This is a genomic window from Paenibacillus sp. alder61, assembly GCF_020179875.1.
Classification (GTDB): Bacteria; Bacillota; Bacilli; order Paenibacillales; family Paenibacillaceae; genus Fontibacillus; species Fontibacillus faecis.
On sequence record NZ_JAIUDG010000013.1, the window covers coordinates 30,894 to 55,142 of the forward strand.

A 24,249-nucleotide genomic window follows, 5' to 3' on the forward strand; every position below is an offset into this window, starting at 1 on the left:
ATGTTCGGGAAATTTCTCCTGCTGTGGTCCGGTCAGTTTGTTTCCGCCGTGGGAAGCGGACTTACGTCATTCGGGCTCGGAGTCTATGTTTTTCAGCAATCGGGCAAAGCTTCGGCTGCGGCGCTTGTGACTTTGTTGGCGTTTCTGCCTTCACTGCTGTTAACGCCCTTGGCGGGAGTCCTGGCGGACCGCTATGATCGGAGGCTTCTCATGGTGGCGGGCGACAGCCTGTCCGCGGCGGGCCTTGTGTATATTCTGGTCTGTATGCTTCAAGGCGGCGCTCAGCTGTGGCAGATTTGCGTGGGAATTACGGTCAGCTCGGTGTTCTCCTCACTGATGGACCCCGCTTACAAAGCGACGGTTTCGGACTTGCTTTCCAAGGAACAGTACACCAAAGCTAGCGGCCTGGTTCAGGCGGCGGGTTCGGCAAAATATTTGATTTCGCCGATCTTAGCCGGATTTCTGCTCCAGATTTCGGATATTAAGCTGCTGCTGGCGATCGACATATGCACTTTTTGGGTTACCGTTGCCGCGACGGTCGCCGTACGCAGAGGCCTTGCTTCCAAAAACCACGAAACAAAACAACCGTTTGTCCGCGAATTTAAAGACGGATGGGGTGCCCTTTCCGAAAATAAAGGCGTGCTCGTGCTTGTGCTTATGACGTCGGTGATCGTATTTTTCCTCGGATTTATCCAAACGCTGGCCACGCCGATGATTCTTTCCTTTACGGACAGTTCCAAATTAGGAACAGTCATTACGATCGCCGCTTCGGGAATGCTCGTGACCAGTGTAATGATCGGGATGATCCCCATCAAGCGGGGGCATGTGAACATCCTCTCGGTCTCGCTGTGTTGTGCCGGTATTTTTATGGGGGCGTTCGGACTGCGCGAGAATCTGGTTCTCATCAGCGTGTCGGGGTTTCTGTTTTTTGGCATGCTTCCGTTTGCCAACACAAGCTTGGATTATTTGATTCGAACCCATATCGGAAATTCGGTTCAAGGCAGAGCTTGGGGACTGATCGGCCTGATTTCCCAACTGGGATATGTAGCCGCTTATTCGATCTCGGGCGTGCTGGCGGACGTTGCGTTCACGCCCTTGCTGCTTGACGGCGGGACGCTTGCCGGCAGTGTGGGACGGATCATCGGGACGGGAAGCGGAAGAGGCGCGGGGCTTCTCATTATACTTGGAGGGGCACTGCTCTGCGTGACTTCAGGTATTCTGTACCGGATCAAATCAGTAAGACAGCTTGAAACAAGAGGTGGCTAATGCACTTATATTTTAAAATTATGCAAAAAGATATTCTCCGAAGCAAAGCCGTTACGCTCACAACCCTGATCTTCGTAGCTGCCGCCGGTATGCTCCTTTCGCTTGCATGCATCCTCGCCATCCATCTTACCGGAGCGCTGGATACGCTGATGAAGACGGCGAAAACGCCGCATTTCATGCAGATGCATTCCGGCGGGATCGACACGGCCCGGCTTAACGCCTTTGCGGAGCGGAACGGGAACGTCGATGAATTTCAGGTGCTTGAATTTCTCAATATCGACGGGTCGAAGATTGTTTTGGGCGATCGGACGCTTATGAACAGCGTTCAGGACAACGGGTTCAGCGTACAGAGCGAGAGGTTTGACTACTTGCTTGATCTCGACGGGAACGTGATCCGGCCGGCTAAAGGTGAACTCTATGTACCCATTCACTTTATGCGGGACAACGCCGTCAAGGTCGGCGACAAGGCCGTAATCAGCGGGAAAGCGTTGACCGTAGCGGGGTTCCTCCGGGATTCCCAGATGAACTCCACCCTCTCCGCTTCAAAGCGATTTCTAGTAAGCAAGCATGACTATGCCGAACTCAAAAGGCGCGGTAGCCTGGAGTATCTGATCGAGTTCAGATTGAAGGATGCATCCAAACTAGGCGCGTTCGAAACCGCGTACGCTTCCGCGGGTCTCGAAGCGAACGGCCCTACGGTCACCTATCCGCTTTTTAAAATGCTGAACGCCCTTTCCGACGGAATGATGATCGGCGTTATTTTACTGATCAGCCTGCTTGTCGTCGCCATCGCCCTGCTATGCATCCGGTTTACCCTCCTGGCGAAAATGGAAGACGATTACCGTGAAATCGGCGTTTTGAAGGCCATTGGACTCCGCCTGTCCGACATCAAAAAAATGGTTTTGGCGAAGTACGCGGCGACGGCGACGGCCGGCGGCTTACTCGGTTTTGTCCTATCCCTTATGTTCAAAGGCATGCTGCTTGAAAATATCCGGCTGTTTATGGGGGAAAGCGGAAACTCTTCTTACGCGCTACTTTGGGGCGGGATCGGCGTGATGCTCGTCTCCCTCGCCATCGTGGCGTATGTTGACCGGGTCCTGAATCGCTTCAGAGATATTTCCGCAGCGGAAGCCATTCGTTTCGGCGTTTCACAGGAAAAGACCACGGCCGGCCGGCGCTTTCATTTAAGCGAAAATCGTTTGCTGGGTACAAATCTGTTTCTGGGGATAAAGGAAGTCCTGTCGCGAAAAAAACTGTACGCCACCATGCTCGCGGTTCTGGTCATCTCCGCATTTATTCTGATCGTTCCGCAAAACTTGCATCATACCATCTCTTCGAACAGCTTTATCAAATATATGGGAATCGGGAGCTACGACCTGCGCATCGACATTCAGCAGACCGACCGGATTTCCGAGAAAACCGGCGAAATTACCGACGTCATGGACGGTGACAAAGACATTGCCAAATACGCCGTCCTCACCACCAAAACTTTTCGGGCCAAGCTGGAGAGCGGCTCGGAGGAGAATATGAAGGTCGAGCTCGGCGACCATTCGGTCTTTCCTATTGCTTATTCCGCTGGCAGAGCGCCCGCTGCGGATGACGAAATCGCCCTCTCGGTCATCTATGCCGATGATCTGGGCAAAAAGGTCGGCGACCCCCTTACCCTACTTCTTCACGAGGAGGAGAAAACGCTCATGGTGGTCGGAATCTATTCCGACGTGACAAACGGCGGCAAAACCGCCAAGGCTGTATTTGCAGACGATTCGGCGGCTCCAATGCGGAGCATTGTGTGCGCCGAGCTCGCGAACCCGGCTCTTGCCGGTGAAAAGGTATCGGTATATGCCAACCGGTTTGGGTTTGCCAAGGTTTCGGACATTGCGGAATTCGTCCGGCAGACGTTCGGGTCAACGATCAGCGCCGTGAAAAAGGCCTCCAACGCCGCCATCGCGGTTAGCCTGCTGATCGCAGCCCTCGTTACGCTGCTGTTTACGAAGCTGCTTGTGGCCAAAGACCGGTATTCTATCGCCGTCATGAAGGCGTTCGGTTTCACGAACTCGGATATCACGGCACAGTATGTTTCGCGTTCGATTTTCGTTCTGTTGATCGGAATCGTTCTCGGCACCCTGCTGGCCAACACGCTCGGACAGATGCTTGCCGGTGCGGTGATCTCCTCGTTCGGAGCGTCAACGTTTCATTTCTCGGTCCATTCGCTTTCCGCGTATTTTCTCAGTCCGCTCATGATGATGTGCACGGTGCTTGCCGCCACCTTAATCGGTACAGCGAACGCGGGTCGAATCAAAATATCCGAAAATGTAAAGGAGTAAACCTACCAATGGAAAAAGTGCTGATCGGGGATCGGATGGTAAAATCTTTTGGCGAGGGTAATGAAAAACGCATCGTTTTGGACGGAGTCTCCCTCGAAATCCACGCAGGAGAGTTCGCCGCGGTGATGGGCCCCTCGGGCTCGGGAAAATCTACACTGATGTTTGCCCTAAGCGGAACGGATCGCATTGACGGCGGTAAAGTGGTGTTTGATGGCAGCGATCTAACGAAGGTCGGAGAGAACGAACTCTCAGACCTGCGCAGAACGAAAATGGGGTTTGTGTTTCAACAGCCGACCCTGCTGAAAAATCTGAATATTCTCGACAACATCATTCTGCCGTCCATGCGCGGAAACCGAAGAAACGCCGCTGAAATTTTGGAAAAGGCGAGAGTCCTGATGAAAAAAACGGGCATCGGGGACCTGGAAAAGCGCGACATTACGCAGGTTTCGGGAGGTCAGCTGCAGCGCGCCGGCATATGCCGGGCACTGATGAACAACCCGAAAATCATCTTCGGCGACGAGCCTACAGGCGCACTGAACTCCCGGTCGGGGGAGGAGGTCATGGACTTGTTTGCCGAAGTCAACGCGGACGGGACGGCGATCCTGCTCGTTACCCACGACGCCAAGGTTGCGGCGCGGTCGGAGCGGATCCTGTTTATGCGCGACGGAAATATCGCAAGCGAATTGAAGCTTCCGAAGTTCCGCGGTACGGATCTGGACGGAAGAATGGAAGAAGTGACGTTAAAAATGCGGGAGATCGGGATTTGACTTGCGAAAACACTCATAACTACCCGTCAAACAACCTTGATAACATAAAATTCCTGCATATCTGCATGCTTTTTTCCTGTTTGGACTCAAAATTCCTAAATACCTGCAAATCTGCAGGAATTTTCGACGAAACCGGCTCGTTTCTCTAAAATCGCTGGAAATCCCTGCAGATTTGCATCTTTTTCCACATCCCCTCGGGAAGCGGCCTAAATACCTGCAGATTTGCATCTTTTTGGAGTTGGAAGTTTGAAAGCACACTAGGCGCTTCTTTGTATGTGACATATCACTTCCATTGGCCATTAAACCACCTCTTCCTTTCGTTATACATTGTAGCTTGAACACTCCTATGATAACGAACCCATCAGGTGTTTTTTGTTTCGTACGCTTCGCGAGCTCAACCGCCTAGAACCCCAAATAAAAAAGACAGGACCGCTCATTACTCACTTCGGCAGTCCTGTCTTCTTTGGTTATTGCCGCTGCTCCAACCGTTCAATCAGATTCAGCAGCATCTGTGCGCTTTCGGCGCGGGTACCGTTGGCGGACGGATGGAATTGGCCTTGCCCCCGCCCTTTCATCAGACCCAGTCCGCCGGCTTGATCGGCGGCGCTGCGAGCCCAGACCGGCGAGCCGTCCAGGTCGGAGAACAGGCTTGCCGGCGCTATAGAAATCGCGCCGCTTCCCGCCGCCTTGGCATAAGCTCTCACCAGCATGGCGGCCATTTCCTGACGGGTGATGGCCCGATCCGGATGGAAGTTCGCTTCGCCCGTTCCCTGAATCAGTCCAGCCTGGCCGGCAAGCGCCAAAGCTTCGGCATACCAACTGCCCGCCTTCACATCGGCGAAAACAGGTGTGCCCCCTTGACTCTGGCTGCCCTCAAGCCCCAAAGCCCGGACGAGCATCGCCGTAAATTCGGCCCGGGTAACCTGTCTGTCCGGTTCAAACCGGTCCGCGGACACGCCTTCCACGAGCAGCCTGGCCGCGAGTTTCTTCACCGTCCGCTCCGCCCAATGGTCGGAAGGCAGATCGGCAAACGATTTGTCGAATTTCACTACGGCCAACGTTCCGAATTGATGGATTTTGGCCGTAATCCGGTCGCCCTCCCATTTCCCGCCGGCATACCGTAATGATCCGTCTTGACCGATAAGATAAATACCGGTTAGTTCGCGATCCGTTTCGACGGATACCGGGAAAGAGACCGTTACGGGTTCGGTCAGTGCGCCAGTGGAAGCCATCGTCCGATTCGCTGAATCTTTCAGTTCCATCGACAATGTCAACATCGCGCCGACCGCCGAGAGAGTCGCCCCCGAACGGGCACTTGCGCCGTCCAGCCAATTCCGTGCATTCCCCGCCGGTTCCGCCGACAGGATGATCGAAGAACCTGCCGTCGTACCCGCCGGCCGTTGAGCCGCAAGCTGGCCGAATACCGCTGCCGGAATGTCCAGCTGCAACTCCTCCGAGTGAATCCGCAGCGGCGCCTCTTTGAGCAGTTCGGCGGCGTTGCCCGGCAGAACAATCTTCCGGATTTCACCCTTCGTTTCCACCGACACGCTTCCATCGGCCCCGCGGTTAAGCAGCTCCCGTTCTCCGATGATAAGCTCGCCCGGCGTTTGGACCGCTGCTGGCGGTGTAACCGGTTGTGGCGTTGTATTTCCCGGGTCCGAATCATCCGAATCCCGGTCCGGATCCGGGGTCGGCGTCGGTCTGAGGCCCGCGCTGACCGTCAGCTCGTACGCGTCCGACCAGTCCTCATACACCGCGCTGATGACGGAAATCCCTTCTCCCACGGCCTTCAATCTGCCCTCGGCATCGATCGTGGCCACGTTATGGTTCGAGGAGTTGTAAAGGACTCCCTCTTTCAAAGGATAGCTTGAGCCGTCGCTGTAAACCGCCTCGGTCACAGCCGTACCGGTTTCTCCCCGCTTGAGTTCTTTCGGACCGCGGAGGGCCACTCCGCTCATATTAGGTGCATCCAAGGTAACCTTCAGGTTATAGGAATCGGTCAATCCCTCGTAGGTTGCGGAAATGACCGTCATCCCTTCCGCCAGCGCCTTAATCGTTCCGTCCGCGTCGATGGAAGCGACCGATTCTTCGCTGCTGTTATACGCGATACCTTCATGGAGGATCGTCCGCGCTCCCGAAGAATATACGCCTTCCACTACGGGACGATCGCTGTCGCCCGGAGCGAGCTGCAGCTTACCTTGAATTTCAATCGATTGAAGCGTTGGCTCGGTCTTGCCCAAGGTCAACACGTCGATCACCGTACCGTCCACCGTTTTGGCCGTTAGTGTAAGCGTGTCGCCGACAATCTCGACACCTGTAAAGACGTGGATGTCCTCGTCGTATATTTTCTCCTGCCAGAACCGCTCCGTCAGCGAGTAAAACTTCGGTCCCGAAGAACCGCCGATCACGTATCGGGTTCCTTGGCCTTCCGGAACGATCTTTCCGCCTTTCATCGGAAAGCTGCGCATATAAATATGATCATGTCCGTTCAATACAAGATCCACTTGGTGCTTGTCGAAAATCGGAACCCAGATCTTTTGCACCCGCTCATTGGCATAAATGCTTCCGTAAGGACCCTGGTGAAAGAACAGCACCTTCCACTTACGGTCCGTGCCCGCCAAGTCTTTGTCCAGCCACTCGGCCTGTTCCTTAAAACTTTCCTCTGAACCTTCCGTGTTCAGAACGACAAAATGCGTATTATTGATATCGAACGAGAAGCTTGAGCCCTTCGTATCGGCCGGCCCGTTCTGGGGATTATGGAATTGGGCGAGATAATCGCCGTTTCCATTGTTGCCCATGACCTCGTGGTTTCCGATAATCGGTACGAGGGTCGTCTGCATCAGCTCTTGCTGGGCGGCCTCAAACCACCAATCCCACTGCTCCTGTTCAAAGCCTTTGTCGACCATATCGCCGGCATGGACCAGCATGTCGGCATCCGGCATATCCTGCACCGCTTGGTCCAGCGTGTTCCCCCATTGGGCAAAGCCGCTCTTGTTTTCGGCTTGGGAATCGCCGATGAACAGGAATTTTACGGCGTCTCCCGTATGTCCGCTTGTACGGAATGTTCCGACCGCGCTCATGTTGGCGCCGCCGTCTCCAACGCGGTACACGTACTCCGTATCCGGCTCCAGGCCCTGAACCTCCGCCTTGTGCACGCGGATCGTACCGTCGTTGTTCGTGTTATAGAGGGAGCTTCCGCCGGTGATGCGAATGACGTTCCCAGCCGAGAAATCGGTAAATTCCGAACGTTTCGCCAACTCCACCACCGTTCCCTCCGTTGCCGGATCCGTATGCCAGGTCATGTGCCGGGACGTCGCGGCGTCCGAGCCCATCGTCACGCTGATGTTTCGCGGTTCGGCGGAACCCGCATGCTCGGCAACTTTAAAAATCATTAATGGACTGTAACTGTCCCCTTTTACCGCCTGAATGTGAAAAGTCCCCGTATTTTGCGTGATCCTGTCCGTCTTGATCACACCGGCCGCATCCGCGACCGCATCAGGTACTTCCACCCCGTCCAGAAGCAGCTTTGCACCTGCCGCGCCGGCTCCACTCGCCTCTTTTACCGTGAAAGAAGCCTCATAGCCCTTGGCAACCTCGTAAGTGTTCCATGTCAGTCCGAGCTCCGTCAGCACGGTAGCTTCCACGTCCGCGCTTAAATAAGTAACCGGCTGCCCCGATCCCTTGGTGGAAGTGACCGAGCCTTCATGGAAGGCGATCTTCAGCGGCTTACTCAGTTGTCCGTCCGCCTCCTCCAACGTATGCGGTCCGACGTAGTCGCCCCGTACGGTGTAGCGGATTTGACCGATAAGATCCCGGTCTCCCAGCTTCGCTTCATGGAGATTATGCAGTTCCAGCTTGACGACGCCCTGGTCGTCCACGTTGGAGCTTAATTGCCCTTCACTTACTTTTTCGCCGCGTACCACTTCCAAATTTTTAACGGCGGCCGGGTCAAATTTGAAGGCAACAACCCCCTCCTTCAACTCCGCGGCCCTTTCCGCATAGATGTCCAACGTATAGGTTTTGCCCGCATACAACGTATCCGGTGTATCGTACACATAGAACGGAGAACCCAGGTTTACGGTAAAATACCACTCCTTGATGCTCTGGTTTCCGCTCAAATCGCGGACGGCCACTTTCACCTTATGCCTTCCTTCCGCCAACGGTGTTTTCGGCTGATAGGAAATCTGCCCTTTCGGCGGATAGAATCCGTACTCCACCTGCTGATCGTCCACATAGACGCGGATCGTCGCCGGGTCGATCAGAGTCGTACCCGGGTGCTGCACGGGATCGTAGCCCGCATCTTCCGCGGTAATGGAAATGGTCGGAGTTCCCGTCTTCACCACTTCATTGTCCCCGGGGGAGCTTTGTTTGAAAACCGGTGGGGTCCGGTCTTCGTCCAAGGGTCCGTATACCGCACGAATGTCGTCGATATACAGCGCCCCCGCGGTTTTGTTCGTGTTCTTGGTCTCCATATATCTGACCGGCAGATCCATCGTTAGCGGCGTTGTCTTCCCCTTAGGCACAACCGCCTCGACATATTTCCACCCGGTCCAATCGACGCCCGTCGTTTGATCGGTAAAATCCACCGCAATGGCGGCCTTGTTTCCGTCCCGAAGCTGGCCGCGCAGCCAGTGCTTCTGCCCGTCGCCGTAGACCCACATGCCGATTTTTTCCGGGTATCCCGGAATCTGGATCGATTTCCCATCGAGCGCGGTTAAATAAGCGCCGGAGGTTCCGGTTGTACCGGTGAAATCGTACTCCAATTTAACCGCTTTGCTCCCTCCGCGCACATAATCCAGATCGGTGATTTCGGAAATGGAGGCGGATTTCGTCGCTGTCGCCATGGTGGCTTTATAGTTTCCGACGCCATTTTCAAAATCCTCCAGCATAACCGGAGGGAGACCGACGTTGACTTCAAACGAGGCCTCTACATCCCCGTAGGCGGCATATATTTTGCCATGCGCCCCGTTCTCGTTCGTCGCCGTAAAGACGCCGTGTTCGTCGACCGTGCCGATGTTGCCTTCGACCCGCCATGTAAAATTCTCGTTGCCGGCCTGAATCGTTTGCCCGTTTCGCAGCGCTTTGACGGACAAAACGACCTTTTCGCCGTTGCTATACGTTTTGATCGAATCCGGGAACGCCAAGGCGGTCAGTTGATCCACCACTTCGATTTCCGCGCTGCCCTCGGCTGACCCTAGGGTCGCCTCCACACGGCCCGTTCCCGCAGCCGCTCCGGCCGTAAACAAACCGTTCGCATCGATGGTCCCAAGCACGGGATCAACCTGCCATGACACCTGCCCCAAAGCCGGAGCGGGATGCCCGTTGGCATCTACACCCGCTGCCTGAAAAGGGACCGAAGCTCCCGCAAGAATCCGTTCGGCGTTGGGCTGGACCGCCAAACTTGCGACGGTGGACAGCTCGGGAGCGGTATTGACCAGCAGCAGGCCGTTTCCGACTTTTCGCTCATAGCCGTCGGATCCCCGGTTCATCATCTTGACGCCCGTAGTCCCCGGCATCCGGGCAACCAGTGTGGAGGACCCCCCGCCGTCCAGGTTCATGGCATTGACGATACCCATGGATTGCATGGCCGCGGCCAGCTCTTCGGTCTCCATCCCTTCGCTAAACCCGGGAGCGCGACCGTCCACTTCAAAAAGCACGACACTGCCGTCGGTCTTGGTGCCGATCGCCGTTCTCGGATGTACGCCGGCTGGTCCTATGCCGGTTCTAACAACCCCGTCCTTCACGAGCGGCCCCTGTCCGCTGATGATCAGCTCCGCCTCATTCCATTCTCCGTCCAGCGCAAAGCTCGCCGTCAGTTCATCCCCGATTTTCAGATCCTGCGTCACCGCACGGGACGTCCCGGACGCCGACAATACGACTTGCCCTTCTGCCAGGGGCGCATCCCCCTGGTTCAAGCGGACTTCGGCTACCTTCAGCTTCAGGGTTTGCCCGCTTTTTACTTCACCCTCCAACACATCTAAAATAAACTCATCACCTGTAGCCGGTGTTTTCGTGGAATTCGCATAATCCGGCGTAAACAGAACGAGCTGATTCTCGTTCCGGTAACGGTTGATGCTGGTCAAATTCGTCTTTTGCCCGCCGATCGTCACGGTTTTCTCCAGGACCGGCTTTCCGTATAACGAGCGCCCTTCTTCCGTAAGTCCAAATGCGTAGGAAGAGCTGCCGCTGTTTAGAATGATGCCGTCATCCACAAACAGGCCGTTCGGGACACCGGTAGCCATCCCGGAAATTTCATAGAAATCGCCGTTGATTCCCGCAATGACCCGATTTCCCGGTTTGTCCGCGTAAGCGGCCATCTCTGTCAAAGGTTTCATCCCGTAGACCTTGCCGTCTTTGGTCCCGGCCTGCAGTTCAAGACCCGGATGGGCCGGATTAAACTCGATCGCATGAATCTTCTGCCGGCCGCGGTTATCCTGGATGTCCATCCAGGCATAAACGGCTTCCGGCCCGATTTCCGTCCGTCTTGTATCGATAACCTGGCCGTAACCGCCCGCCTGCGGCTCGCCGAAAGCCGCGTTTACGCTGCTTAACGGCTGCAACAACGATAAAAACAATACAAATGCTACAATTGCGTTGATCTGTCGCCTAAACCTTCTCATTTTGCCCGATATCCTCCCTGTCGGTTTTTCCGCTCCCAAAATCAACTTAAGAACGATGACATAAAGAACATCTTACTGTCGAAACGTAAACAAGAGATTAAATGGAATCGCAAACTATGTTAAGAGATTTCGCATTGACTCTCACAATATGGGAGGGTCTATGATAATTACGATCCGGATCAACGAAATATGAGGAGGCCTTATGTTTAAAATCGGTGATTTTTCCAAACTGGTCAGAGTATCGATAAGGATGCTGCGGCATTACGACGAAATTGGACTGTTAGAGCCAATGTCCACGGACGAGTTTACGGGTTACCGCTACTACTCTGTGGAGCAGATTCCCCGGGCTAACCGAATCCAGGTTTTGAAAGAGATGGGATTTTCCCTGGCGGAAATATCGGGCTTAATGAATCAGGATCTGGATACCACACAACTGCTCAGCCTGTTGGAAAACCGGAAGCGTCAAATTACGGAAGTCATCGAGAGTGAACACACGAAACTGCGGCGCGTCGAGTTTCTGATCGGCCAACTTAACAAGGAGGATATGTATATGAATTATGAAGTAACTGTTAAGCAGATCCCCGCCTATAAAGTTCTGGCGCTGAGAGACACCCTGCACGCTTATAACGCGGAGGGGGCGTTGTGGAACGAGTTAGGGGACTTTGTCCAGGAGCACCATGTTAAGGTGACCGCACCATGCTACGCGATATATTACGATGAGGGTTATAAAGAAGGGAATGTCGACGTGGAGGTCACGATGTGCTTCCAGGGCCAAGCGGCCGAATCTGACCGTATCAAGGTGAGGGAGCTCGAAGCTGTTCCTGAAATGGCCTGCATCTTTCATCATGGTCCGTTCGACGAAATGTCGGCGGCCTATCATGCCCTGGGCGTTTGGCTGGAATCCAACGGTTACCGCTGGAACGGCCCGCATCGGGCTATCTACCATAAAGGGCCGTGGACCGGAGAAGATCCGGCCGACTATCTGACCGAAATTCAAGCTCCCGTCACGAAAAAATAAACCGTATTTCCGTATAACTTTTAGGTCTGGATCGCCATCCAGACCTTTCTCTTTGGTAAAGAACAATTCTAAACAAAGTAGGATATTCTTCCAGTAAAAAGGAATTTTCCGTTGTTATCGCGGATACCGACACGGAGTTTCAAGATATTGCCGCGGACCTCGGTTATTTTGCCTCGGAACATAAGGAGACCGACTCCGTTTTCTGTCCGGACAAAACACCAACGCGCTATGAGCTGCCCGCAGGGTTCTCCATCACGAGCATGGAGGATGGCCTGGACTTGTACCAGTACGGGCGCGTCTTATGGAGGGGCTTCGATCATGAGGCCAACGGGGAAGGCTCATTCCGGTTTACCCCGGAAACCGAACAGGCTTTAAGTGCGGAAATGCTACGTCCTCACGTGGATTTGAGCCTGAAGGTGGCCGTTCTCACTCCGGAAGGGAACTACGCTTCCTACTGCAGCATGTGGTACGAAAATAGAGGGAAAACTTCCCGTTAATTCCCCGCTTTTTGCCCATGGATCAAATTTAGCAGGAAAACCTCCAGCTATTTCGCGGCCGGGCTGCCGATATCCGCCATTTCGGACGAATTAACGGGAGATTTTCCCGGTAATTCATCTCTGCCGCCGCATAGGCACCAAATTAACGGGCAGAATTCCCGTTAATTTTTCACCAGTGGAATGAGATGGAGGCAGCTATCATTTGCATAAAAAAGCAGCCGCCCCCTTTTCGTTACTCCAAATCCACGCCGTACCGTCTCTCCTCTTTCGTTGCCCTGAAGCCTAACGATACGTAAAGGGATAGCGCGGAAGCGTTTGCGGTAGCCACCATCAGATTGGCGCGCGAAAGACCGTGAGCTTTAAGGTAAAGCAAACCCTGGGCCAGCAAAACCTTGGCCAAACCCCGTTTTCTCCAAGGCTCCCTGACAAAAACGTCCTCGATCGTCCCTTCGTCCCCCTCCCGCCAGGCCATTAATCCGGCGACGATCCGGTCTTCTTGCCGGATCACCAGGGAGGTCCACAGGTCTTTTCCCTTGTATTCCCTCAGCCTTTCAAGCCCTAGCGGCGTATCCGGCCAAATTTCCGCTTCTATCTGCAAATACTCGCGCTCCTCCCGGGCGGACTCCATCCTCCAGCAGGAATAATCAAATTCCGGGACCGGCGCTGGTTCCGGGATCGGTTCATGCAAGTCGCGGCTCATGCAGAACAGACTGTGTAAGGGACGATATCCTTTGTCGGTAAAATAACGGGTGTTGACTTCCTCCCCGGCATCATTTCCCATACAAAGCAAAGTGCCGTATTCGGTAGACAGCGACTTTTTCAATGCCAGCGACCTAGCGAACAAATGCGAATAAACCCGATCCAGCAGGACCGTATCGCCCTCCCTTTCCGGAACGGTCTTCAAGTTGAGATAAATGGAGTGCTTGCATGCCGTAGACCGGCCCGGCGGAACGACATTAATGACGGCGACCTGACCTTTGGCGATCATTCTGCCGTGCTCGAAAGCGCAGTATACATTCTCCCAATTGTCCTCATCGCCGACCCACCAAAACAAGGCGTCCTTGTTTCTCATGACGGCTTGATACAGTTCGCCCAGCATGGGCATATCTTCTTTATCAAAATGGCGGATCATTGTCTCCTCTCCCGCGGGAGATGGAATCGTGCTAATGGCAAACGCCTCCTTCGGCTCTATTATCTCGACCTTAACACGGGCCTCCCGGGGTATCCAGGCCAAACTCGGCTATACTTGAAAATGACACGCCACGCAAAAGCAGCCGGAACAGGAACGCCCTGCCCGGCTGCGATATTTTCAACAATTAGAGATTTGGAGAAACGAGGATCTTGACCTGATTTTTCTCTTTCAGCAAAGCTTCAAAGCCCTGCTCCACGATTTCGTTCAGCCCGATCCGTTTGGTAACCAGCTTCTCCGCGGAGAAGTAGCCTTGATTCATCAAGCTGATGACGGCCGGGAACACATCCCGGTAGCCGATGATACCGGCAATATTGCGCTCATGCATCACGATCCGGTTCGGATGGATGGAAGCTTCCTTCTCGAAGATGCTGACGATCATAATCTGGCCGCTCAGCTTGGTGGATTCGATCGCCTGGGTCAGTACAACCGGTACCCCGGTTACCTCATAAGCAACATCCGCTCCGCCATCCGTCAGCCGGTGAATTTCTTGGACGACATCCACATCCGCCGGATTCAAACCGATGGCTCCCAGTTCTTCCGCTTTGTTTCTCCGCTCGGCCGACAGCTCCACCGCATAAATTTCCGATGCGCCGGAAGCTTTGAGCGCTTCGATGACAAGCAGCCCGATCGGTCCCGCGCCGAACACCACCGCACGGTCGCCGACTTTGAACTGGCTTTGGCGTACGGCATACAGCGCCACAGCGGATGGCTCGACAAGAGCGCCCTGCTCGTAAGATACGCTGTCTGGAATTTTATGAACCATGTGCTCATCCGCTGCGACATATTCGGAGAAACCGCCTCCGCCCCCGGCCAGTCCGAGGAAGCCCATTTGTTCGCAAAGATTATATTTGCCCTGTCTGCAGGCCGTACATTTGCCGCAGGCGAAAATCGGCTCGACCACAACGCGATCGCCCGCTTTGAATTTCGTCACGCCCTCGCCGACTTCAACAACCTGACCGGAAAACTCATGTCCCATGACGACAGGCGCCTTCTCATTAGTGAGCGGGTGCGGGCTATTTTGTGAAATGAAAATCGGTCCTGCCGCATATTCGTGCAAATCGCTGCCGCAGATCCCGCACCATTCCACTTTTATTTTAACTTTCCCTTTAAGGGAAGTCGGTTCTTCAATGTTATCAACCCTCAAGTCTTTTACTCCGTGCCATCTCAATGCCTTCATTAAAGCTCATCTCCCTGTCTTGAAGAAAAAGTGAAAAAGTCACAAATTAAAAAGCTTAAACAGTCAAAATATAAAATAATTTAGGAAACGTTTCCGATGTCTATATTGTCACATATCCGACATATTGTCAAATGATTTTACCTGTTGCATGTGATTAATGTAATTTGATTCCATAGTAACTATAAAGTCAAAGCCTGTTACATGATATAATATAAACAAAGAGTGAAAATTTTCGTTATTTTTCGGAAACGATTCCTATAAGAAAGGGTAAAATCGAATGGCCAACAGGAGAAAGGTGACGATTGAAGATGTAGCGAAGCAAGCGGGCGTCGGCATAGCGACCGTGTCCCGGGCGCTGAATGACAGCGGCGGCATCAGCGCGAAGACCAAGGCGCGCATCATGCAGGTCATTGAAGAGATGGGGTTTGTTCCGAATACCTCGGCGCAGAGCCTGAAAATTCGCCAAACCCGCCAGATTGCGCTGGCGGTTCCCGATATCCGCAACGCGATCATTCCCGACATAGCCTGGTCCGTAGAACAGGCGGCCAAGCAGCATGGATACCGGGTAGTGCAGATTAATACGCTGGGCAATGCCCGGCTTGAGCTTGAGATTTTGCGGGAGGTTAAGAAGCTGCATGTGGACGGCCTCGTTCTGTTTCCGCTGGCTTACCCGAAGACGCTGGAAAGCCTGATCAATCAGTGCGGCATTCCCGTCTCCGTTATCAATTACGGAAAAAAACTCAGCACCGACCTCAAGGCCGATATCGTCGGATTGGCCCGCCAGGAAGGAAAGCTGGTGATGGAGCATCTGCTGCAGATCGGGAGAACAAGGATCGCCTATGCCGGCGCTCCCAAGGACAAGATCGAGGAGCGTTATCTCGCTTACGAGCAGTCCTTGAGACAGGTGGAGGCTTCGCTCGTGTTTTTCGGTGAAGATTTCTCGTTCGAAACGGGGCGGCAGGCGGCCGATTATTTCTATAGCCTGAAACATATGCCGGATGCCATCTATGCGGTGAACGACATGGTGGCGATCGGAATTGTGAACCGGTTCAAGGAACTGGGGGTCCGGGTTCCGGAGGATGTGGCCGTCGCCGGAATCGACAACAATTTATGGACGACCGTCACGACTCCGCAGATCACCTCGGTATCGATTATGGGCAATGAGGTGGGGCGCCTGGCCGCGGAGCTGCTGCTGAAGCGCATCCAGTCCGCGCAGCCTTTGGATTATGAACGGGTGGAATTCGAGCCGCGGCTGATCGTTAGGGAATCCAGCGTCAGCATGAAACATTACTCGCGCAACGAGGCCTAAAAGCGCATTTTCCGGCCCATCATTTTTGTCATAGCATGCTGGTGTGGAATGCCCGACTAATGACAATCGAACACGACCTCGGCGCTTTCGACGAACAGCCAGTCATGATAATGGCCGAGCAGCTCACCGGAACGCCAGGGGTAAGCATGGGGCTCTTTTTCGGGCGGGGGCGCTATGAACGGTTTGTTCACGAAGACGTTAAAAACGTGGAGTCCGTCGGGCCTGGTAAATTGCTTATAGTTGGCAAATATCTCGTTTCGAAGCTCCGGTTTGATATAATGCAGCACTCCGCTGGAATATAAAATGTCAAAATCGGTATCGAGCCGGAAATCGGAAATATCGGCTTTAAAGGCATGAACGTGAACGCCGGTCTGTTCGGCCAGTCTTTTCGTCTTCTCGATCCCCGCGTCCGTTACATCGAATGCGCTCACCTCATACCCGTTGCGGGCGAAGAAGACCGCATCCTTCCCCTCGCCGCAGCCGATATCCAGCAGTTTGAGCGGCCGGGTGGGCGGCATGCATTTTAAAACTTCATAGCACGCCTGATTCGGTTCGATTCCCCAGTAATAGGACTGCTTATTGCGGTATTCCTCCTCATAGATCGTGATCGGGCTCTCCTGCGGCACATACCCCAACAGCTTGTCGACGCTGATCCGCAAATTTTTCGACAATTCGGGCAGCAAGACAAGGTCCGGCATCGTCTGAGCATTCTCCCATTTGGATACCGCCTGGAACGAGATGCCTAATCTTTGGGCGAGTTCCTCCTGTGTGAACCCCCTCTCTTTCCGGTAGTGACTAATCGTTCTCGCCAGCTTTTCTTTCATAACGAATCACGCTCCTCTTCGTAAGCCCATTGTAGGGGACATCGGCGAGCAAGCACAATAACCGGGCATTTGAATTTTCCGGTTCTCTCAACCGGGGGTTGAGGCCAAAAGAAGCAGCCCGACTATCGCTTACGCGATTTCCTCCACTCTGCCCCGTAATTTAAACAGAGATGACATTGTCATGTTATAATTTGGTATGATCATAAACTGGAGGCGATGGGATGAAAAAAATAGCCGTGTTTTGCGGATCGAGCTTCGGGGCAAAAGACGTGTACAAAGAAGGAGCCATCGCTTTGGGCAAGGAATTGGCCGCCCGGGGACTTTCCCTGGTTTACGGCGGTTCAAGCGTGGGGCTGATGGGGGCCGTGGCCGATGCCGTTCTGGAAGAAGGCGGTCAGGTGATTGGGGTTCTCCCCGTGTTTTTGCAGGATCGGGAGATCGCCCACCGCAACCTGTCCGAATTGATCATCGTCGATACGATGCATGAACGCAAAGCCAAGATGGCCGAAATTGCCGACGGCTTCATCGTCCTTCCCGGGGGTGCGGGAACGATGGACGAATTTTTTGAGATTTTCACCTGGGGCCAGTTGGGCCTCCACCGGAAGCCTTGCGGCCTGCTGAACCTCGGGGGATATTACGATCTCCTGATCGAACTCTTCAACCATATGACCGATGAACAGTTTATTCAGGAGAAGTTCCGGTCCATGGTTTTATCCGACGGCACGCCGGAAGGTTTGCTGGATCAATTCCGCACGTATGAGCCGCCGACGGTTAAAACTTTTTTAAAGTCGGAAAAACAGCTGTAACAGCAAAAATAGCGGGCGACGGCCCGCTATTTTTTTCTTGCCCGCAGTTCTTTCATGATTTTGCGGCCGGTCGGTGTCTGGGCCAATCCGCCTTGGGCCGTCTCCCGGTGGCGGCTCGGCATCGAAGAACCGACCTCGAGCATCACGTCGATTACCTCGTCGGAGGGAATGGCGCTTTTGACGCCGGCTAGAGCCATATCTGAGGCGGCCAAGGCATTAACCGCTCCGAAGCCGTTGCGGACGATGCAGGGAATCTCCACCAGGCCGCCCACCGGGTCGCAGATCAGGCCGAGCGTGTTTTTGAGGGCCAGGCCCACCGCGTGCACCGCCTGCTCCGGACTGCCGCCGCGCAGCTCCGTCATCGCCCCGGCCGCCATCCCGATCGCCGAGCCGATCTCCGCTTGGCAGCCGCCTTCCGCGCCGGAGATAAAGGAATTGTTGGCGATGACATACCCGATGGCCCCGGCGCAGAACAGGCCGCGAACCAGATGCTCGTCGGGCCAGCCGAACCGCTCCTGCGCGCTGACGAAAACGCCTGGAATAATGCCGCAGGAGCCCGCGGTCGGCGTTGCGACGATCCGCCCCATCGAGGCGTTGACCTCCGATACGGCCAAAGCGTAGGCCATGGCCTGGCAGGCGATGTCGCCGGCCGAAGGTTCCGCGTTTTTACGGTAGGTTTCCACCCGCTTCGCGTCTCCGCCCGTCAACCCGCTCGTGGAGGTGATATCCTCGGTCAGGCCTTTATGAACGGCCGTTTTCATAATCTGATAATACTCCGTCATGACGGCCGTAATTTCGGATTCCGGCTGACCGCTTTCCTCAGCCTGGTCCTCCAGCATAATTTGCGAAATCGTTTTCGATTCCGTCTGGCATATTTCGATGAGCTCCCTTAAATTCCGAAAACGCATCTTACCCGCTCCTTAAATTAGGTTGGTCTGACATCTATATTAAGTGAGATGGATAAAAGAAACCCGGCGGATATGGGGCAGACCCGAGATTTCGCCGATCAGCGAATCCGGAATGACTTGGTCCGCCTCCACGACCGTCAGCGCTTCACCGGTTCTTCCCTTGCGGTCCGTATTAATATACCCGATATTTACATCCTCCCGGCTGAATAGCGCGGTAATCCCCGCCAGCACCCCCTGCCGGTCCGCATGCTCGATCACCAAGGTCGGAAGTTCGCCCGAACATTTCGCTTCGAAGCCGTTCATTTGCCGGATGGAAATCGTCCCCCCGCCGATGGAAGCCCCGGTCACGTCGCAGGTTCTCTCCCCAGCGGACAGCAAGATTCTTACGGTGTTCGGATGAATTCCGGGAGCGGTTCCGGTCGTAAAATGCACCTGGATCCCCGAGTCTTCCGCAATTTGCAGCGAGCGGCGAATTCGCTCGTCATCCGTGCGGTAGTCGAGAATTCCCCCGACCACGGCAAGGTCCGTACCGTGTCCCGCATAGGTTTCCGCGAACGAGCCGTAAAAACAGATCCGGGCCGCCTCGGGCGGTTCGCCCAACAGTTGGCGGGCGAACCTTCCGATCCGGACCGCTCCGGCGGTATGAGAGCTCGAAGGGCCGATCATGGCCGGTCCGATGATGGAGAATACATTTTTAAACCGCATCTTTGGTCCCTCCGGTAATTATAGTCCTTTGTTTAAGCTTACCCCGGAACTCGGCCCGTTGCTATGAATTTTCGAATAAAGGACGGATTAAGGCCGAACGCGGCTCGATAAGGGCAGCGTTTACGAAGACGAGAAGCGGCGGATGACCTCCTCGAATTCCGGCTCTTCCATGGAGACGTCGTCGATTTCCCCCCAGCCGTCCAGCTCCCTAATAATATCCACCGCCCGGATTTCCCGGCGGTCCGCCTCGAGACGAACGGTATCGCCTTCGACGCCGAGGATCCGAAACACCCCTGCTGAAGCGGAGGCGGCAAAATTGTCCGGCACTTGGAACGGCCCGCGGAATTTCAAGGTCATCCGCGTTGGCAGTCCGATCGTTTCCCGCAGCGAGGGGATCGATCCGTCATAAGTCAATGTCCCGTGATTGATAACCATTACACGCCCGCATAGCTGCTCGATATCGTCCATATCATGGGTGGTAAGCAGAATCGTCTTCCCGAAATCCCGGTTCAGCACCCGCAAAAATTCACGGATGTTTACTTTGGCGTGAACGTCAAGCCCGATCGTCGGTTCGTCGAGAAACAGCAGCTCGGGATCATGCAGCAGGGCGGCGGCAATGTCGGCCCGCATCCGCTGGCCGAGCGACAGCTTCCGGACGGGAGTCTGCCAAAATTCGTCCAGATTCAAGAGCTCGGCAAAACGTCCGAGCCTTTGCCGCTTTTCCGCCGCCGTCACCCCGTACATTTCGGCCAGAATGTCGTAGGAATCTTTAACCGGCAGATCCCACCAAAGCTGACTCCGTTGACCGAACACAACCCCCAGCTGCCTGACCGCCTTCCGGCGATCCCGGTGCGGGTTATAACCGCCCACGCTCACTTCGCCCGAGGTCGGATGCAAAATGCCCGTAAGCATTTTGATGGTGGTCGATTTTCCCGCCCCGTTCGGACCGATATAGCCGACAAATTCTCCGCGTTCGACTTGAAAACTAATGCCCCTTACAGCTTCCTTCATCCGGTATTCCCTGGAGAACAACGTCCGCAGCCCGGAAAATCGCCCTTCCTTGACGACGGCCGTTTTAAACTCCTTATGCAAATCTCTTGCCTTAATCATCGCGCTAACGCCTCCTTAGCTTCCCGTACTCTGGTACTTGGTTATACCGAATCGCCAAAACAGTAAACTCCCTCCGAGGCACAAGGCCGCAACCCCCGCTATCGCGGGAAGCACCCAAACGCCGAGTTCATCGCGGAGGATGTACAAAGACGGGACATAGTTCACGAATCCGACCGGAATCACCACCAACAGTACGGAGGACATCCACTTCGGGTACAGCGTCAGCGGATATTGGGCCGCCGTTCGCGCGGCATCCTCCGTAATGTTCTGAAGCTCTTCGATCCGGGTTGTCCAAAATCCGATCGTAGCCGTAGCCAGTCCGATGGAAAACAGGATGACCGCCCCCGTCAGGATAATCATCAAGGTAAGCGGCACCGCGGTCCATCCCACCTGTCCCGTCCGCATCATCCCCGCCAGCGACCAGCACAAAATAAACCCGCCCTGCAAAACCTCGCCGAGCATAATCCGGAAGTTTTGCGGCATCAACGCGAGAAGGACGGGGATCGGCCGGGTCAGGAGCTGATCGAAGTCGCCGCTGACGAGGTATTTCTCCAGATGGTGGACCTCGTCCGCAAAGGTGCGGTACACCGTTTTGGACAGCGTCATGACCGCGAACAAGTACCCCACTTCATACAGGGACCAGCCCTGAATCGCCCCGAATTTATACAGCACGATCGCGATCATTAAAAATTCGGAAATCTGGATTAAAGCCGCGAGCACGGAAGCGAGGATAAAGTTAAATTTATACTGCATCCGGCTGCGGACACTGGTCTTTATCAGCAACCGATACAAGTGAAACCAGCTTCCCGCCTTCATCCGCCCTGCACCTCCACTTTACTGCGCATCAGCCGGGTAGCCAGCAAACAGGCCGCGGTGAACAAACCGCACCATAGCAAGGTCCCCCAAAGACGGCTTGGGTCTCCCGTCCCCAGATAAATCGTGGTCGGCGTATAAAGCAAATACGGATAAGGCGACATCCAGGCGATTTGTTCAAGCCAGCGGGGCAGCCATTCCAGCGGAATAAAGAATCCCGCCAGCACATTGATCAGCGCGTGGTTTCCCCAATAGAGCCATGAAGACTCGGTCGTCCAGAGCGCGCTGACACCAATAAGGTAGTTGATGCAAATGGACAGGTATGCGGCCCCCAGCACACTAAGGACCGTATACAAATAAGTCAGGCCTTGATCGGGAAGTTGAAGAGAAAAGACAAAGACGTACAGGAGATAGATCGGGATGGACTTATACACGAATTGATAAGCGATCTGGCCCCATTCCTTGGCCATCATGTGGCTGAACAAATGGACGGGCCGCATCAAATCGAGCGAGATTTGACCGGTTCTGACGGACTGGGGGATGCCGAGACCGTTGGTGGTAAAACTCGTGACCCACAGGAGCGCCTGCGTGAACGAGATGTAACTCACCATACCTGCGGTTCCGTAATCTCCCAGGGGATGATCCCTGCCGAGCCCGATCCAGATACAGGCGTACATAAAGCCGAACATCGCGCTCGCGATATTGTGCACCATATGTGCGCTGCGGTACTGCAAATTGCGGGTGTAGGCTTTGGAAGCCAATGTGAAATAAAGCATGAAGCACCTCCGATAAGCGTATTAGACGGCTCTTCCGTCCACTTCAGACAAGGCGATTTTTGCAAGAAGGATTCCATCATACCGTAATTTTCCATAGGAGACAATCCTTTTTTCGCCGACAACGTAAACAAAGAAAAAATACGGGCTGCACAGGACTCTTTTTCCCGTAACAACCCGCACATTTTAAATGTTTTATTTCCCTACCGGCTGACCGGTCACGCTCGTGCCCGATTTCGTTATTTTGTAGCTGACGATTTCCCCGCTCCAGAAATGGAATTTCAACTGGACCTCGCCATCCTTCACTTCCTTAAAAAATTCGGGCAGCAGTTGAATCTCTTTGCTGTCGTACGAGGGGGAGAACGCATATCCGAACTCCTTGAAGGAAGTCCAGTCCTGCGGGCCGGCGTTTTTCCCGTCCGCGTAGACGGCTTCCATCGTGGCCAACTGATTTCCCTTGAAGTCGACCGGAACGGCAAACTTCTCGGTGGTTCCCGTCGCGTGTCCGAGTACCGGACGATCAAATACGACAACTTTGAATCTCCAATCCGGTCCCTGATTAAACTTGGCGTTCAGGACGGCATTTTGCCCCAGTTGTCCGGATGCTGTCAGCTTGGAGAGACGAGCCGCCTTAATCGTCAATTCCTCGCCGCTTAAAGCGTAGTCTTTGCCAGCGACGAGATGCTCGCCGCCGACCCATAGCCCGGTCAGCTTATTGCCGTTCAAGTTCAACTTCACCTTGGCATCCTTTACCTTACCGCCCTTTTTCAAATGGATCAGATCCGTTTCAGCCGTAGCGGCGCGCCCGTTCTTCCAACCGGCTTTCATGATATCAATCAGCTCTTGGTCATTCCATCGATAGGTCGTCCGGTTGAAGTGCTGCCCGTTATCCCACAGCATGTGCGTAATGTTTCTCTCTTTCAGAGCGTGGGTCAGAATTTCAAAAAACTTCAGTTTCTCCCCTTGCTCGATCACGCCGGTATGCTTATCGAAGCCGAGCAGGCCGTACTCGCCGAGGATGACCGGAATCCCTTTGGCCACCAGCGTTTTGTGTACATTGTCGAAAGTGGTGGTCAAATCGTTTAACGTGTCTTTTTCCAGCTTATAATAACCGGCGATGTTTACGCTGAACGGCCAGAACCCATAATAGTGGACCGTTGCGATGAGATTGGGATCGTTGAGCTTGACGATGTTATTGTACAGCTCATTCAAATCCTCCTGGGCCGGAGAAGTTTCCCGCGTCGGAATGACCAGCGGTCGAACCGCATTGTTCCCGCCGGAACTTCTGACGATGCTATGAAACGAAGTGATCAGCTCTTTCAGCATGGCATGCTGCTTCGCATGATCCGTCGTTCCCCCGTCCGTAAACCGGGGCTCGTTGATGGCTTCGAACATCAATTTATTGGAGTGGTTTTTGAACCGGTCGGCAATTTGCGTCCAAACCGCCTGATATCGCGCCATCACTTCATCGTGTTTCTTTTCCATATGGCTGACCCAAATCCACGAATCATGATGGATATTGATCATAACGTAGAGCTTGGCCTCCAGAGCCCAGTTGACGACCTCCTCCACCCGATCCATATAGGCGGGATCAATCGTGTAGCCCGGAGCTCCTCCGATATGCTGATCCCAAGTAACCGGAATACGGATACTCTTGTAGCCTTCTGCCGCGATCTGTTGAATCAGTTGTTTGGTTACGCGGGGATTGCCCCAGGATGTTTCGTCGCTGCCCGTCGAGTCCAGCGTATTGCCCAGATTCCAACCCGGCTGCATATCTTCCACATAAGCCTGGATGCTGCTGAGCTTCTTGCCCGCCCAACTGGAAGCCTTTTCATTTTTCGGGTCCGCCAACACGGACGCCGAAAAAGCCGTCATCGCCATGACCGCGGCCAAAGCAAATGACAAAAACGACCGGTAATGCCTTTTCTTCATCCTTTAAAATCCCTCCCGGAAGTAACGTTATTATGAAAGCGTTTTCTATATAACAGCCTACCATAATTATCCTTGTCGAATATACCTGAATAATTTTAAATAAAATCATGTGTAAATTGCAGGTCTTCACAAAAAGACTGTCGATTCATACTTTAAAAGTCGGCGGATCGATCCGTCGGTTTTTGATTTTGTCACCTTTCCCCTTTAG

At 54.1% G+C, this 24,249-nt stretch carries 17 protein-coding genes; 7 read left to right on the plus strand and 10 right to left on the minus strand.

The features are described 5' to 3' along the window. The 3 genes from LBW89_RS15015 to LBW89_RS15025 are packed head-to-tail and all read left to right on the plus strand — an operon-like array spanning position 1 to position 4,357. The gene (locus LBW89_RS15015) at positions 1-1,266 is read left to right on the plus strand and encodes an MFS transporter (RefSeq protein WP_225039459.1); all 1,266 of its coding nucleotides are present in this window, start codon (positions 1-3) and stop codon (positions 1,264-1,266) included. Beyond that, positions 1,266-3,590 (plus strand): ABC transporter permease, encoded by a 2,325-nt coding sequence (locus LBW89_RS15020; protein ID WP_225039460.1) that lies wholly within the window; start codon positions 1,266-1,268, stop codon positions 3,588-3,590. Before LBW89_RS15015 ends, LBW89_RS15020 begins: the two co-directional genes overlap by 1 nt. 8 nt (positions 3,591-3,598) lie before the next feature. After that, positions 3,599-4,357 carry an ABC transporter ATP-binding protein gene (locus LBW89_RS15025; protein ID WP_225039461.1) on the plus strand — a complete coding sequence of 253 codons (759 nt, stop codon included), beginning with the start codon at positions 3,599-3,601 and terminating at the stop codon, positions 4,355-4,357. A gap of 467 nt (positions 4,358-4,824) precedes the next feature. On the opposite strand, the gene LBW89_RS15030 is transcribed toward LBW89_RS15025, so the two are convergent. Further along, positions 4,825-10,977: a phosphodiester glycosidase family protein gene (locus tag LBW89_RS15030; RefSeq protein ID WP_225039462.1), complete on the minus strand. Its 6,153-nt coding sequence runs from the start codon at positions 10,975-10,977 to the stop codon at positions 4,825-4,827. A 202-nt stretch (positions 10,978-11,179) separates the two neighbouring features. Between LBW89_RS15030 and LBW89_RS15035 the strand changes: the two genes are divergently transcribed. Both LBW89_RS15035 and LBW89_RS15040 read left to right on the plus strand, forming a co-directional pair. Beyond that, positions 11,180-11,995, plus strand: coding sequence for a MerR family transcriptional regulator (locus tag LBW89_RS15035; protein WP_225039463.1), 816 nt, complete (start codon positions 11,180-11,182; stop codon positions 11,993-11,995). 278 nt (positions 11,996-12,273) lie between these two features. Continuing rightward, positions 12,274-12,492: a hypothetical protein gene (locus LBW89_RS15040; protein ID WP_225039464.1), complete on the plus strand. Its 219-nt coding sequence runs from the start codon at positions 12,274-12,276 to the stop codon at positions 12,490-12,492. Positions 12,493-12,724: 232 nt separating this feature from the next. Here the strand turns inward: LBW89_RS15040 and LBW89_RS15045 are convergent, their stop codons facing one another. Beyond that, the gene (locus tag LBW89_RS15045) at positions 12,725-13,624 is read right to left on the minus strand and encodes a GNAT family N-acetyltransferase (protein WP_225039465.1); all 900 of its coding nucleotides are present in this window, start codon (positions 13,622-13,624) and stop codon (positions 12,725-12,727) included. Between the two features lie 184 nt (positions 13,625-13,808). Beyond that, positions 13,809-14,861 carry a 2,3-butanediol dehydrogenase gene (locus LBW89_RS15050; RefSeq protein WP_148450688.1) on the minus strand — a complete coding sequence of 351 codons (1,053 nt, stop codon included), beginning with the start codon at positions 14,859-14,861 and terminating at the stop codon, positions 13,809-13,811. 277 nt (positions 14,862-15,138) lie between these two features. Here LBW89_RS15050 and LBW89_RS15055 point away from each other — a divergent pair, with 277 nt between their 5' ends. Then, positions 15,139-16,170, plus strand: coding sequence for a LacI family DNA-binding transcriptional regulator (locus tag LBW89_RS15055; protein WP_148450689.1), 1,032 nt, complete (start codon positions 15,139-15,141; stop codon positions 16,168-16,170). A 56-nt stretch (positions 16,171-16,226) separates the two neighbouring features. On the opposite strand, the gene LBW89_RS15060 is transcribed toward LBW89_RS15055, so the two are convergent. Then, a complete protein-coding gene (locus LBW89_RS15060) occupies positions 16,227-16,994 on the minus strand; it encodes a methyltransferase domain-containing protein (protein ID WP_148450690.1) in 768 nt (255 codons plus the stop codon). A 221-nt stretch (positions 16,995-17,215) separates the two neighbouring features. Between LBW89_RS15060 and LBW89_RS15065 the strand changes: the two genes are divergently transcribed. Continuing rightward, a complete protein-coding gene (locus LBW89_RS15065) occupies positions 17,216-17,800 on the plus strand; it encodes a TIGR00730 family Rossman fold protein (RefSeq protein ID WP_148450691.1) in 585 nt (194 codons plus the stop codon). Between the two features lie 26 nt (positions 17,801-17,826). On the opposite strand, the gene sdaAA is transcribed toward LBW89_RS15065, so the two are convergent. From sdaAA to LBW89_RS15095, 6 genes are all read right to left on the minus strand, one after another. Next, on the minus strand, positions 17,827-18,708 hold the full coding sequence (sdaAA, locus tag LBW89_RS15070; RefSeq protein WP_148450692.1) for an L-serine ammonia-lyase, iron-sulfur-dependent, subunit alpha: 882 nt from the start codon (positions 18,706-18,708) through the stop codon (positions 17,827-17,829). A gap of 39 nt (positions 18,709-18,747) precedes the next feature. After that, positions 18,748-19,413 (minus strand): L-serine ammonia-lyase, iron-sulfur-dependent subunit beta, encoded by a 666-nt coding sequence (gene sdaAB / locus LBW89_RS15075; protein ID WP_225039466.1) that lies wholly within the window; start codon positions 19,411-19,413, stop codon positions 18,748-18,750. A 120-nt stretch (positions 19,414-19,533) separates the two neighbouring features. Further along, complete coding sequence (locus LBW89_RS15080) at positions 19,534-20,523, minus strand: ATP-binding cassette domain-containing protein (protein ID WP_225039467.1); 990 nt, start codon at positions 20,521-20,523, stop codon at positions 19,534-19,536. Between the two features lie 15 nt (positions 20,524-20,538). Then, positions 20,539-21,339, minus strand: coding sequence for an ABC transporter permease (locus LBW89_RS15085; protein ID WP_213505260.1), 801 nt, complete (start codon positions 21,337-21,339; stop codon positions 20,539-20,541). Beyond that, positions 21,336-22,112: an ABC transporter permease gene (locus LBW89_RS15090; protein WP_148450696.1), complete on the minus strand. Its 777-nt coding sequence runs from the start codon at positions 22,110-22,112 to the stop codon at positions 21,336-21,338. Before LBW89_RS15090 ends, LBW89_RS15085 begins: the two co-directional genes overlap by 4 nt. A gap of 192 nt (positions 22,113-22,304) precedes the next feature. Beyond that, a complete protein-coding gene (locus LBW89_RS15095) occupies positions 22,305-24,041 on the minus strand; it encodes a cellulase family glycosylhydrolase (RefSeq protein ID WP_225039468.1) in 1,737 nt (578 codons plus the stop codon). Positions 24,042-24,249: the final 208 nt, after the last annotated feature.

Bases quoted from the DNA above. Each gene is read 5' to 3' on its own strand.
- LBW89_RS15015 (WP_225039459.1), top strand. From the start codon at position 1: ATGTTCGGGAAATTTCTCCTGCTGTGGTCCGGTCAGTTTGTTTCCGCC.
- LBW89_RS15020 (WP_225039460.1), top strand. From the start codon at position 1,266: ATGCACTTATATTTTAAAATTATGCAAAAAGATATTCTCCGAAGCAAA.
- LBW89_RS15025 (WP_225039461.1), top strand. From the start codon at position 3,599: ATGGAAAAAGTGCTGATCGGGGATCGGATGGTAAAATCTTTTGGCGAG.
- LBW89_RS15030 (WP_225039462.1), bottom strand. From the start codon at position 10,977: ATGAGAAGGTTTAGGCGACAGATCAACGCAATTGTAGCATTTGTATTG.
- LBW89_RS15035 (WP_225039463.1), top strand. From the start codon at position 11,180: ATGTTTAAAATCGGTGATTTTTCCAAACTGGTCAGAGTATCGATAAGG.
- LBW89_RS15045 (WP_225039465.1), bottom strand. From the start codon at position 13,624: ATGATCCGCCATTTTGATAAAGAAGATATGCCCATGCTGGGCGAACTG.
- LBW89_RS15050 (WP_148450688.1), bottom strand. From the start codon at position 14,861: ATGAAGGCATTGAGATGGCACGGAGTAAAAGACTTGAGGGTTGATAAC.
- LBW89_RS15055 (WP_148450689.1), top strand. From the start codon at position 15,139: ATGGCCAACAGGAGAAAGGTGACGATTGAAGATGTAGCGAAGCAAGCG.
- LBW89_RS15060 (WP_148450690.1), bottom strand. From the start codon at position 16,994: ATGAAAGAAAAGCTGGCGAGAACGATTAGTCACTACCGGAAAGAGAGG.
- LBW89_RS15065 (WP_148450691.1), top strand. From the start codon at position 17,216: ATGAAAAAAATAGCCGTGTTTTGCGGATCGAGCTTCGGGGCAAAAGAC.
- sdaAA (WP_148450692.1), bottom strand. From the start codon at position 18,708: ATGCGTTTTCGGAATTTAAGGGAGCTCATCGAAATATGCCAGACGGAA.
- sdaAB (WP_225039466.1), bottom strand. From the start codon at position 19,413: ATGCGGTTTAAAAATGTATTCTCCATCATCGGACCGGCCATGATCGGC.
- LBW89_RS15080 (WP_225039467.1), bottom strand. From the start codon at position 20,523: ATGATTAAGGCAAGAGATTTGCATAAGGAGTTTAAAACGGCCGTCGTC.
- LBW89_RS15085 (WP_213505260.1), bottom strand. From the start codon at position 21,339: ATGAAGGCGGGAAGCTGGTTTCACTTGTATCGGTTGCTGATAAAGACC.
- LBW89_RS15090 (WP_148450696.1), bottom strand. From the start codon at position 22,112: ATGCTTTATTTCACATTGGCTTCCAAAGCCTACACCCGCAATTTGCAG.
- LBW89_RS15095 (WP_225039468.1), bottom strand. From the start codon at position 24,041: ATGAAGAAAAGGCATTACCGGTCGTTTTTGTCATTTGCTTTGGCCGCG.